Source organism: Anaerofustis stercorihominis (assembly GCF_024623185.1).
Classification (GTDB): Bacteria; Bacillota; Clostridia; order Eubacteriales; family Anaerofustaceae; genus Anaerofustis.
Genome location: NZ_JANJZK010000004.1, coordinates 19311 through 31029, shown reverse-complemented (window position 1 = coordinate 31029; position 11719 = coordinate 19311). Strand labels below are relative to the sequence as shown.

Annotated in this window: 12 protein-coding genes; 9 read left to right on the top strand and 3 right to left on the bottom strand. The window is 28.7% G+C overall.

Annotation, left to right across the window (positions count from 1 at the left end; all coding sequences use genetic code 11):
* Window positions 1-803: 803 nt before the first annotated feature.
* Genes NSA01_RS03400 through NSA01_RS03380 form a run of 5 tightly spaced genes read left to right on the top strand, consistent with a single transcriptional unit; the run spans window position 804 to window position 4195 of the window.
* Window positions 804-1568: a ParA family protein gene (locus tag NSA01_RS03400; protein ID WP_257480109.1), complete on the top strand. Its 765-nt coding sequence runs from the start codon at window positions 804-806 to the stop codon at window positions 1566-1568.
* A 1-nt stretch (window position 1569) separates the two neighbouring features.
* Complete coding sequence (locus NSA01_RS03395) at window positions 1570-2451, top strand: ParB/RepB/Spo0J family partition protein (RefSeq protein ID WP_257480108.1); 882 nt, start codon at window positions 1570-1572, stop codon at window positions 2449-2451.
* Between the two features lies 1 nt (window position 2452).
* The gene (locus NSA01_RS03390) at window positions 2453-3289 is read left to right on the top strand and encodes a hypothetical protein (protein ID WP_257480107.1); all 837 of its coding nucleotides are present in this window, start codon (window positions 2453-2455) and stop codon (window positions 3287-3289) included.
* A gap of 23 nt (window positions 3290-3312) precedes the next feature.
* Entirely contained in the window at window positions 3313-3990 is a 678-nt protein-coding gene (locus NSA01_RS03385) for a CvpA family protein (RefSeq protein ID WP_257480106.1), read from the top strand.
* Window positions 3991-4006: 16 nt separating this feature from the next.
* The gene (locus NSA01_RS03380) at window positions 4007-4195 is read left to right on the top strand and encodes a DUF951 domain-containing protein (RefSeq protein ID WP_306813843.1); all 189 of its coding nucleotides are present in this window, start codon (window positions 4007-4009) and stop codon (window positions 4193-4195) included.
* A gap of 31 nt (window positions 4196-4226) precedes the next feature.
* On the opposite strand, the gene NSA01_RS03375 is transcribed toward NSA01_RS03380, so the two are convergent.
* Entirely contained in the window at window positions 4227-5171 is a 945-nt protein-coding gene (locus NSA01_RS03375) for an AEC family transporter (RefSeq protein WP_257480105.1), read from the bottom strand.
* Between the two features lie 138 nt (window positions 5172-5309).
* On the opposite strand from NSA01_RS03375, the gene NSA01_RS03370 reads away from it, so the two are divergent.
* The 3 genes from NSA01_RS03370 to NSA01_RS03360 are packed head-to-tail and all read left to right on the top strand — an operon-like array spanning window position 5310 to window position 7244.
* Complete coding sequence (locus NSA01_RS03370) at window positions 5310-6068, top strand: acyl-[acyl-carrier-protein] thioesterase (protein ID WP_257480104.1); 759 nt, start codon at window positions 5310-5312, stop codon at window positions 6066-6068.
* A complete protein-coding gene (rlmH, locus tag NSA01_RS03365) occupies window positions 6058-6531 on the top strand; it encodes a 23S rRNA (pseudouridine(1915)-N(3))-methyltransferase RlmH (protein ID WP_257480103.1) in 474 nt (157 codons plus the stop codon). Before NSA01_RS03370 ends, rlmH begins: the two co-directional genes overlap by 11 nt.
* Window positions 6532-6551: 20 nt before the next feature.
* Complete coding sequence (locus NSA01_RS03360; RefSeq protein WP_257480102.1) at window positions 6552-7244, top strand: YoaK family protein; 693 nt, start codon at window positions 6552-6554, stop codon at window positions 7242-7244.
* Window position 7245: 1 nt separating this feature from the next.
* On the opposite strand, the gene NSA01_RS03355 is transcribed toward NSA01_RS03360, so the two are convergent.
* Window positions 7246-8664 carry a GntR family transcriptional regulator gene (locus NSA01_RS03355; protein ID WP_257480101.1) on the bottom strand — a complete coding sequence of 473 codons (1419 nt, stop codon included), beginning with the start codon at window positions 8662-8664 and terminating at the stop codon, window positions 7246-7248.
* A gap of 190 nt (window positions 8665-8854) precedes the next feature.
* Between NSA01_RS03355 and NSA01_RS03350 the strand changes: the two genes are divergently transcribed.
* On the top strand, window positions 8855-11236 hold the full coding sequence (locus tag NSA01_RS03350; RefSeq protein WP_257480100.1) for an ATP-binding response regulator: 2382 nt from the start codon (window positions 8855-8857) through the stop codon (window positions 11234-11236).
* A 23-nt stretch (window positions 11237-11259) separates the two neighbouring features.
* Here the strand turns inward: NSA01_RS03350 and NSA01_RS03345 are convergent, their stop codons facing one another.
* On the bottom strand, window positions 11260-11625 hold the full coding sequence (locus NSA01_RS03345) for a helix-turn-helix domain-containing protein (RefSeq protein WP_257480099.1): 366 nt from the start codon (window positions 11623-11625) through the stop codon (window positions 11260-11262).
* Window positions 11626-11719 lie beyond the last annotated feature (94 nt).

The window sequence follows — 11719 nt, the reverse complement described above, 5'->3', positions numbered from 1 at the left end:
AAATTATTGATTATACTTTGTAGTATTCAAAATATTTTAAAAGTCAAATATTTTATTGTGAAGAATTGAATAAGGCTGGAAATGAGTTTGAATGTTTATTTTTGTTATTTAATATATTGGAGATAACTATAATATATATTTTAAATGACTATAAAACTTTATTTATTTATTATACAAAACTTTATATAATAAAAATACTTAATAAATTGTATATATGTTTATTTCAAGAGGAGAAAATAGTATTCATAAAATCAGAAATAAATTTGCACATTCTGATTTAATATGTTTTCATTATGTTGGATATGATAAAAGTTGAAAAAACATATTATTCATTGAATGAAAATTAAAATTGTTTAATTCTATATGATAAATTAGCTTATGCCATTTTCCTTATTATTTATAAACTTATATTTCTTAATTTATTAATTGGAGAAAATATAGTCTTCTCTGATTAAGATATTTTTTTCAATATATATATACATACATTTAGAATTCAAAATTATTTCATCCGAAGAATTATTATTGTTTAACGGCTATATATAGGGAAAATAGAAAATAAAAGAAGAATGTGAATATAATGGTTAGCCGATAATGCAGGGAGTGATTTTCTTTATTAACAAATTATTAAATATTTATTTGATAAATAAAACAAGTTAATAATTTATATCAATTAGATTAAATAAGAAATGAAGAATAAAATTATGTTTCACGTGAAACATTTTTAATATTAAATTTATTGAAGGGGTACTTTTTCTGTGTTACAATGTAGAAAGTAAAAATATAATAGGGAAGAAGTAAGAAATATGACAAAGATAATATCATTATTTAATCAAAAGGGAGGCGTTGGTAAGACAACTACCGCAGTTAATTTATCTGCATGTCTTGCAAAAATGGGTAAAAAGGTGCTTGGGATCGACCTTGACCCTCAAAGTAATTTTACCAGCGGACTTGATATAGATAGAACTAAACTTGAATATAGTACATATGACATTATCGTCAACGATATAGACGGAAGTGATGTCGTTATAAATACCGAAGTAAAAAATTTAGATTTGATACCTTCAAGTATTGATTTAGCAAGTGCGGAAATTGAAATAGCTAGTAAGCCGAAGAGAGAAACTATTCTAAAAAGACATATATCAGGCATAATCGGAAATTATGATTTTGTTATTATTGATTGTGCTCCGTCTTTGGGATTGCTTCCAATAAATGCTCTTTGTGCATCAAACAGTGTTCTCATACCTATTCAATGCGAATACTATGCACTTGAGGGGGTTAGTCAGTTAATGAATACAATTAATCTTGTTAAGAAAGGTATAAATCCATACTTAAAAGTAGAGGGAGTACTGCTTACGATGTTTGACAATAGGACCAATCTTTCAACTCAGGTGGTCGAAGAGGTAAAAAGATTTTTTGGAAATAAAGTTTATGATACGATTATCCCAAGAAATATAAGGCTTGCCGAAGCTCCAAGCTTCGGACAAACGATCGTTGAATACGATCCTTCTTCAAAAGGTTCAAAAGCTTATATGAATTTGGCGAAAGAATTACTTAAAAAAGGGGAATAATATGAAGAAAAAATCAGGTGGTCTCGGAAAAGGGCTGTCTGCATTAATACCTCAGGAAGATGTAGACGGTGTTTTCAGTGAAAGTAGTGAACACGATATAAAAAAAGTCGATATTAATTTGGTTAAGGCAAATGCAAATCAGCCAAGAAAACATTTCGATAAAGAAAAAATAAAAGAATTATCCGCTTCAATCAAAGAACATGGTGTTATTCAGCCTTTACTTGTTGTAAAAGAAGAAGATGAGTATATAATTGTTGCGGGGGAAAGAAGGTATAGAGCTTCTATCCTTGCAGGATTAAAAGAAGTGCCAGTTATAATTAAAGATTACAGCGAGAAAGAAATAAGTGAAGTTTCTTTAATAGAAAATCTCCAAAGAGAAGATTTGAATGAAATCGAAAAAGCTGAAGCATATAATGAGTTAAAAGAAAGTTTTAAGATGACTCAGGAGGATATAGCAAAAAGACTTGGCACCAGCAGGGCAAGCGTTGCAAATACTTTGAGGCTCCTTTCTTTAACGGATAATATAAAGAAAGCTATAAGAGATGATAAAATATCTGCAGGACATGCAAGAGCTATCCTTTCGGTTGATGAAAATTACAGAGATGAATTTTTAGAGGAAATCATAAATAAAAGCTTATCGGTTAGAGAAAGCGAAAAATTAAGTAAAGAATTTAAAGGTAACAGTAAAGATAAATCTAAAAAAATAATAAAAGAAAAACAAGAAAATCCTTATATTGTGGATTTAGAACATAAAATGTCTTTAACGTTTGGAACAAAAGTTAAACTGAACGATAAAGGCAATAAGGGAAGTATTGTGATTGATTATTATTCAAATGAGGATTTATCGAGACTTTTGGAACTTTTTAATATAGAGGATAAATAATATGACAAAAAAAGAAACTAGATATTTTGGGACAGCAATGTTGGTAAACGGACTACAGCTTTTATTATGTTTTATAATATATGTTGTGGGGATGATAGTTAGTGTTAATAATGTGGTTATAGCAATGGTCATGCTTATTGCGGAAGTTATAATATGGCTGATATGCGGTTTTAAAGTTGCAGTAAGCGGTGATATGGATAAGGTAGGCAAACTGTTTTTGGCTGTTTTGATCGCTTTATTCCCAATATTATTATATACCGGTATATCTTATGGTGTAAGCAGATTTATACCTGTGGAAAGTCAGGGGTGGACTCATTTCTTTTTCCTAGGCGGACCTCTTATATTCTTCAATAAACCAATTACGTTACTTATGGCTATGTTTAAAGGCAGCGGATATTTACTGTTCTTAGTGAATTATGCGGTAATGGGTATTTCCTATTTTATAGGCGAGCTTTTAGGTTATGCCATTAATGGGGGAAAAAGAAGAAAAAATAAAAAATCGGTAAAAGAAAATAATGTTGTCACTAAACCTAATAAAAAAGATAAAAAAGCAAAAAAAGAAAAGAAGAATAAGAGAAAACTGAAGAAAAAAGAAAAAGTTGAAGAAGACAGTGAAAAGGTAACCGAAGAAATAGATGATGAATTATCATATAAAAAAGATGAACTGAACGAGATTGCTAATGACGACGATAAAATAGAAGAAGCCTTGGTTACAGACACTACTACAATAACAAAAGATTTAGATGAAAAAGAAGATAAGTTAGCAGAGGAAATTGTAAATAGTATATTAAAGGAAAATTTAAAGGAGCAAAAAGGACCTAAAAATGAAGATGAATAAGTCTTCTTCAAAAGGAAAAAATTATGCTGACATGGATTGATATTTTAATAATTGTAATTATTGGTATATGCATTATACTCGGAGCTTATAAGGGACTTGTAAAAAGTGTATTCTCTTTGGTGACTATTGTTTTAAGTTTCTTAGTTGCTAAGATGTTCACACCTGTCCTTTCAAGCTGGCTTATAAATAATACCAATATAGAAAACACCATACATAACTTTTTTAAAGTTAAAGATACCCTTCCCAGTGTTCCAAGCGGGGTAAGTGATGCTTCAAATAGTGTAAGCGTGTGGTTTGATAGTTTAAACCTTGGTGAAGTACCTAATTCCGTAATTAACTTTTTTCAAAATTTATGGAATGGCGGTGTTCAAGCTGCGGGAAATGCAAATGCGACGGTTGCAGATATAACCACAGCTTCTATAGTTTCATTTATATCATTTATTGGATTACTGATATTTGCCTTTGTAGTTATTTCCCTACTTGTAGAAGTTTTGAATTTGGTAACAAAACTTCCGGTCATCGGGACTTTCAATACGATAGGCGGAGCTGTATTTGGATTTTTAAAAGGACTTATCTTAAATCTTGTCATAATAAGTATTTTATTTGTTATAGCAATATTTTTAAAGGATTCACCTCTTAATATAGCACTTAGAGATTCCTTATTTGCAAGTTACTTTTATATAGGATATATTTTGTTTTGATCGGGAGATATATATTTTGGAAAATTATGAAGTAAATGACATTGTGATGATGAAAAAAGGACACCCCTGCGGGAGCAATAAATGGGGAATAATAAGGATAGGCTCTGATGTTAAACTTGAATGTATCCAGTGCAAAAGGATAGTTACTTTATCAAGAGCTAAATTTAATAAAAGTGTAAAGTGCAAATTAAAAGAGACTATATAGTCTCTTTTTTTTATTTGTTTCACGTGAAACATTATATAAGTCCCAAGCTTTTTAAAATAAACAGCCATCCTGTCAAAGTGAAAGAACTAAGCATTGTAGTAAGCATAACAGTGCTCGAGGTTAATATTCCTTTATGTCCCATGTTTTTAGCCATTATGTAACAGCTTACGGTCGTCGCTGAGCCGAGCATGACTAATATATTTACAAGATATTCGTTTCTGTATCCAATGAATACTGCCGGCGGAATGAATAGTGCACAAAATATTATCAATTTAAGAATAGTACACATTAGTGCAGGTTTTATATTCTTAAATGCCTTATTGAAATCAAAGCTCGCTCCGATTACTATTAATCCCAAAGGTGTTGCTAAATTTGCGAGATTGACCAAGGTTTTATCTAAAATAATAGGCTTTGGTATTTTTAAAACAGTCCATACCATGCCTATAATAATTCCAAATATTATAGGATTTGTTATAATATCTTTAATTGTGTATTTTATTGTTTCTATGTTAATCTTATCTTTTTCCGGCTTTAGAAAAGAAAGCACTACTACAGCTACTATATTATATAACGGAACAGCGCCTATTATCATGAGAGGGGCTACACTTATATTTCCATATATATTTTGTACAAATGCTATTCCTATAATAGAAGCGGAACTTCTGTATGAAGCCTGCACAAACTCTCCTTGTATCGATTTATCTTTTAAAAATATAGAAACCAGATAAGATATCAATACTGAGATCAAAGTAACAATAAAGCAAAATATCACAAATTTGGTATCCCAATTTTTTATAAAATCCGTCGAGCTTATATCTTGAAATAATAGGATTGGAAGCGCTACGGTAAAAACAAATTTATTTAAAGAAGATAAAAAGTTATCATTGAATATATCAAATTTTTTTAATATTACACCGACCACCATAGTAAAAAAAATCGGTAAAGTTGCATTTAAACTAAAAATCAAATCATCCATATATTTAATTCCTTCCGGGAAAAATTTTACCATAACGAGGGTTTAAAGACAATAAAGTGTATTTATATAATTTGAAAAATTAACAAGACGTAGTATAATGTAATTTCAAAGAAGTTAAATAGAGTATTAGGAGCTAAAATGGAAAACTTAAAATCATATATAACAGAAAATCACAGAATCAAATATTCAAATGTAGATAATAATAATATGTTAAAGCCGATGGAAGCCGCAAGGTGGTTTCAGGATATATTTTTAAGGCAGGACGAAGTACTGGGGATTGAGAGGACCAATGATTTTACTTGGATATTATTAAATTATGATATGAATATTTATAAGTATGGAAAAATCGGAGATAGTGTAAAAATAGAAACATATCCTTATTCTTTTAATAGATTTTATGGAAATAGAATGTTTTTCTTAAAAGACGAAAATGATAATGTTTTAATAGAGGCAAAGACAAGATGGCTGCTTGTTGAAAAAGATACTTTTAAGATAAAAAAAGTAACCGAAGAAATTGCAGAGGTATATGACCTTCATAAAATAGAAAAGGGAAAAGGATTTGAAGTAGACAGCATAGATGATAAGTTGTTTAGTGATGTAGAAAAGAAGCCTTTACAAATAAGAAGATCGGATCTTGATATAAATAATCATGTTAATAATACATTATACTTTTCATATTTTTATGATTATATCGATAAGAAAGTATTGGAAAAATATATCCCTTATAAGATCCAGCTTACATATAAAAAGCAAATCACTATTGATGATGAACCATATGTATATACAAAAGATGAAATAAAAGACGAGCAGTATTACACAAATGTTAAAATATGTAATGATAATAATGAAATCTATACTTTGATTAAGATTTTGTGGAAGAAAAAAGATGAATGTTAATATAATATGCGTAGGGAAATTAAAAGAAAAATATCTTAAAGAAGCACAGAGTGAATACTTAAAGAGAATATCAAGGTTTGCTAAAATAAAAATTATAGAGCTAAATGATGAAAAGTTGACGGGCAGTGAATCGTTGGATAAAATAGCAAAAAATAAAGAAGGGGAGAGTATTATAAATAAAATACCTAAAAATTCTTATATTTTTGCCATGGATATAAAGGGTAAACAATTCACTTCCACAGATTTTGCAAAAGAACTTAATAGTTTAAGTGTATCCGGCAAAAGCGATTTTACGTTTATAATCGGCGGAAGCCTGGGGCTTAGCGAAGATGTTCTGAAAATAGCTAATAAAAAAATGTCGTTTTCATTAATGACTTTTCCCCATCAGTTATTCAGAGTTATGCTCCTAGAGCAGATATATAGATGTTTTAAAATAAATAATAATGAGACTTATCATAAATAGAATACTTATAGAGGATAATTATGACCAGAAAAAAACAAATGTCGGAGACTTATATAATAGGTATGATCCTCGCCATTGTAGGAGGATTTTTAGATGCATATACTTATATCTCAAGAGGTAAAGTATTTGCCAATGCTCAAACCGGTAATATAGTACTTCTAGGGGTGAATTTTGCAGAAGGAGAATTTAAAGAGGCAGCTTTTTACCTGCTTCCTATTCTTGCATTTTTTGTAGGTATTATAGGCGCAGAGATGATAAAGAAAAGACATAAATATAATGAGAACATTCACTGGAGACAAATTGTAATCATAATAGAAATTGTTACTCTTTTAATAGTAGGATTTATTCCTTCGGGAAGATTTGATATGTTAAGTAATATATTGATATCTTTTGTATGTTCGCTTCAAGTTGAAAGCTTTAGGAAAGTCAACGGCAATGCTTATGCTACTACTATGTGCACAGGAAATTTAAGAAGTGCTACGGAACATTTATATAACTACAAGCAAACAAAAGATAAAAGAATACTTAAAAATAGTCTACAGTATTATGGGATAATACTATTTTTTATAGTCGGAGCACTAATAGGAAGTTTACTTACGCATTTGTTCTTTGTTAAAGCAGTATTATTTTCTCTGATTGGTCTAATAGCAGTTTTTATACTTATGTTTATTGAAGAAGTTGAAGTAAAAAATAATAACAAAAAAAGAGTATGACTTACTCTTTTTTTTGTAGCACAGATTTTGTAATATCTTGGACATTTTTTATCAGTTTAATCATTATTATTGAAAATTCATCAGCATTTCTGCTGTTTAATATATTTAAAATGTCTTGAATGTCGTTCATATTTTTTTCATTATATATAAGATTTATAGGATATATCCAAAGGATTAGTGCAAAATAACGAGAATATACCATTTTAATAAATTTTGATTTTGTTAATAATATAATACATTCCAAATAAGCAAATATTATATCCAATGATTTTTTATTATCTAAAGATATAATTTTTTCCTTTATTTTATCGAAATCATCATTAGAAAATTTTGAAAAAATAATTTCGTTCATTTCATATGCATTAAGTTTTAATATTTCCAGACTTTCATATCCAAGTTTTATATTTTTGTTTATAGTCTTATTATTGAAATTTTCAATGTTTATATTTTCTATACTTACTATTGTGCCTTTTCTCGGAATCGTTTTTACTATTCCCAATGTGCTTAAAAGATTTATTGTCCTTCTTATTGTACTAAATGAAACCTTATACTTTTCTTCCATTTTTGTAAAAGAAGGTAAGAAAGAATTCATTTTATAATCTCCATAATAAATCCCGCCGATGATATGTTCGGCTATAGAATAACATTTTTGAGGTCTGTCACGAAATACATGCCAAATAAACGGAATCTGTTTTTCAGGTGTTAACGATTTTTTATCAGGATATTTAATATATTTTTTTATATCTGTAAGTAGTATATCTTCAAAAATTAAATAATTATTTAAAAAATCGTTTGCTTTATGGTTTTTACAACTTATTAATATATTTTTAATAGCCTCTTTATAACTTTTTCTTTCTAAAATATTTATATTATTATCTTTAGTGTATGTATTAAAATGATCGTTTTTATCATCAAAATAAGGGAATTTATAAAATAAAATTATTTCATTAAATAAATTCATAGCTAATTTATTATTAAGTTTTTCAAGTATAGCACTTCCCATAGTAAAAGATAAATAAGTATCCTTAGGATCAGTATTTTTAATTGAATTATATAAAATGTTCATGTCTTCTTTATCTAATAATAGGTATGCTTTTTTTAGCATAGGATGTATCATTAAAGGAGCGATTTCATTTATATCCCTTATTGCTTCAATTCTTTTTACGTAATAATCGTTTATATAATTTATAACCTCATCATTTGAAGTTTTATAAACTACAGTTGCCTTCTTGCCCGATGAAATTTCTATAAATCCATTTTTTTTTAGTTTATATAGCATATTTCTTATGGTTTGGGGTGCTACCTGGAATTTATAACATAGGTGTTCGATTGAAGGTAGTTTTTCTCCATATTTTATATGTCCAAATAATATTTGTGTGGAATAATATTCATAAATCATTTCATAAAAAGCTCTGTTCACAATACCCACCTAATAATTGTTATTTAATAATTAAATAATTTCTTTTCTTGCTATATCTTAAAGTATTTGTTACAATAAATCTATATATACATGAACACAGAAGCTATAGATATTTTAATATAAGTATTCACCTTTAATTGAAATTTATTTTTAATATTAAATGTTTATCCGTGTATAGGAGAAATATATTATGGAACATGATATAAATGAAACAGATAAATCACTGCCATTAAGTGACGAATATAATAATCTAATGAGTACGATGAAAGTGAGTGTAAGCAAACACCTTTTAGATGAATACTTTACAACTGTGTGGGCTAATGATTATTATTATGATTTAATAGGTTATCCTAAAGATGAATATGAAGAAAAATTTAAAAATCGTCCGGATATATATTACAGTAAACTTGGATATTTAGATGAACTGGCTAAACTTACTGCTGCTGTAATGGAAGCAATTAATAACGGAAGAAAAGGATATAGCTTGATAACCCGTCTTCCTGTTAAAGGGAAAAAGGGGCATATATGGGTAAGGATGAATGCAACTTTTACCGATGAAATAATAAGCGGTAAGCAAGTATCTTATACTGTAATTACAAATATAGATGATTTGGTTCAAACTCAAAAAACTCAGCATATAACAACTAACAATTTACCCGGATTGATTTTTAAAGGCATTATAAAAAATGATAATGAACTTGAGCTTTTAGATGAACAAGGTAAAAATAAAAAGATACTTAATTATAAAAATGAAAATTATAATATTATGTCTGATTATAACAGACAAATAATAAGAAAATATTTAGCAGAAGTTGAAGTCGGTAAACATATACGTTTTTTGGCAAAACTTAAAAATAATAAAAATGAAGATACATGGATGCAAATAAATGGAGATTGTATTGACTGGATCAGACAAGATCCAATTTACTTATTTGTTTGTATAGATGTAACAGATTTAACGGATTTAAGAGAAATGCAGGTAAAACTTGAAAAACAATCCGTTGAACTTAAAAAAGCGTTAAATGAAGCTGAAAATGCAAACAAAGCAAAATCAGAGTTCCTATCAAGTATGTCCCACGACATCAGAACACCGATGAATGCTATCATGGGTATGACTGAGATAGCCCAAATGAATATTTTAAATACTGATAAAGTAAACGACTGCCTTAAAAAGATTTCTGTATCGGGTCAGCATTTACTTGGACTTATAAATGATGTTTTGGATATGTCTAAAATTGAAAGCGGAAAGATGATTTTAAGAAATGATTCTGTATCTTTACCGGAAGCGTTAGAGAATATAGTATCTATACTTCAGCCAATGGTGAAATCGAGAAAACAGTCATTTTCAATCAGAATTCATAATTTAGTACATGAGGATTTTTACTTTGATGCATTGAGACTCCGTCAATGTTTTATTAATATTTTATCTAATGCTACTAAATTTACACCTGAAAAAGGGAGTATAACTGTAGATGTAGAAGAGGAATATTCTGATGATATGGATTATTCCAAATTGACATTTACGTTTACTGACACGGGGATGGGAATGAAAAAAGAATTTTTAAACAATATTTTTGATTCCTTTACTCGTGAAAAAGACGGAAGAGTCGATAAAACCGAGGGCAGCGGACTTGGGATGGCTATTACTAAAAAGATAGTAGACATAATGGATGGTACTATTGAAGTAAAAAGCAAAGTGGGTTTGGGAACAACATTTATCGTGACTCTTCCTCTTAAAATAGATAAAAACAAAGTAACAGACTATACTTTACCAAATACAAATGTACTCGTAGTTGATGACGATGATATCATGTGTGAATATACAGTCAGTAACTTAAAAGCCTTAGGAGCAAATGCAGAATGGGTAGACAGCGGTAAGGATGCTGTTGAAAAAGTAATAAATGCTCATGACGAAAAAACAGATTTTGATATAGTAATTCTTGACTGGATGATGCCTGACCAAGATGGGATTGAAACAGTAAAGAAAATCAGAGCTTCCATAAATGGTGATATACCTATTTTAATCGTTTCTGCATATGACTGGAGTGAAATAGAAAATGAAGCTGAAGGTGTGAATGGATTTTTATCAAAACCACTTTTCCGTTCAACGCTTTACAGGGCACTCAATAAATATGTTTTAAAAACAAATGACGAAGATTATTTAGATAAGAAAACTAATTATTACGATTTTAAAAATAAAAATATATTACTGGTTGAAGATAATGAACTAAATAGAGATATTGCAGTGGAACTATTATCCATAACAAAAGCTAATATTGAATGTGCTTCAAACGGAAAAGAATGTGTGGAAATGTTTAAGTCTTCTAAAGAAGATTATTATGCTTTGATGTTGATGGATATTCAAATGCCTGTAATGGACGGTTATGAGGCAACTAAGATCATAAGAAAGTTAAAAAGAAATGATTCTTTAACGGTTCCGATACTAGCAATGACAGCAGATGTGTTTTCGGAAGACATACATGCCGCAAAAGCAGCGGGTATGAACGGACATCTCTCAAAGCCTCTTAATAGCAGCATTATGATGAAGGAAATAAATAAGTTAATAAAATAAAAAAGAGTAATGATTACTCTTTTTTATTTTACTATGTTTATTAAGAAAATTATTATTATAAATATGATACCTATAAATATAAGACCTATAATATATCTTTTTGATTTACTCATCTTATTTATATTTTCAATTGTTTCATTTACTTCTTTGGATAATGCTACTGAAATTTTTGATTTACTATTTGATACATTATCAATGTTTTTTAAAAGAAAATCTGTGCTAACATTAAAAATCTCGCTTATTTTTATAAGCTTATCCGTATCAGGCATTGTTTCGCCAACTTCCCATTTTGATACCGACTGTCTTGTTACATTTAATTTTTCTGCTAGGTCTTCCTGAGATAATCCGTTAGTATTTCTTAAGTGTATCAATTGTTCTTTAAAACTCATATTATTTCTCCTTTTTGATTTATAATCAAATTATATTTTAATTTTAAGCTAACTTCTACCAACTGACTTAATACAATTACGCACTTTTTACGTG

What these genes read in the sequence shown, in the direction of transcription:
- NSA01_RS03370 (WP_257480104.1), top strand. Translation starts at nt 5,310, where the DNA reads ATGGAAAACTTAAAATCATATATAACAGAAAATCACAGAATCAAATAT.
- NSA01_RS03395 (WP_257480108.1), top strand. Translation starts at nt 1,570, where the DNA reads ATGAAGAAAAAATCAGGTGGTCTCGGAAAAGGGCTGTCTGCATTAATA.
- NSA01_RS03390 (WP_257480107.1), top strand. Translation starts at nt 2,453, where the DNA reads ATGACAAAAAAAGAAACTAGATATTTTGGGACAGCAATGTTGGTAAAC.
- NSA01_RS03350 (WP_257480100.1), top strand. Translation starts at nt 8,855, where the DNA reads ATGGAACATGATATAAATGAAACAGATAAATCACTGCCATTAAGTGAC.
- NSA01_RS03385 (WP_257480106.1), top strand. Translation starts at nt 3,313, where the DNA reads ATGCTGACATGGATTGATATTTTAATAATTGTAATTATTGGTATATGC.
- NSA01_RS03400 (WP_257480109.1), top strand. Translation starts at nt 804, where the DNA reads ATGACAAAGATAATATCATTATTTAATCAAAAGGGAGGCGTTGGTAAG.
- NSA01_RS03360 (WP_257480102.1), top strand. Translation starts at nt 6,552, where the DNA reads ATGACCAGAAAAAAACAAATGTCGGAGACTTATATAATAGGTATGATC.
- NSA01_RS03345 (WP_257480099.1), bottom strand. Translation starts at nt 11,625, where the DNA reads ATGAGTTTTAAAGAACAATTGATACACTTAAGAAATACTAACGGATTA.
- NSA01_RS03375 (WP_257480105.1), bottom strand. Translation starts at nt 5,171, where the DNA reads ATGGATGATTTGATTTTTAGTTTAAATGCAACTTTACCGATTTTTTTT.
- rlmH (WP_257480103.1), top strand. Translation starts at nt 6,058, where the DNA reads ATGAATGTTAATATAATATGCGTAGGGAAATTAAAAGAAAAATATCTT.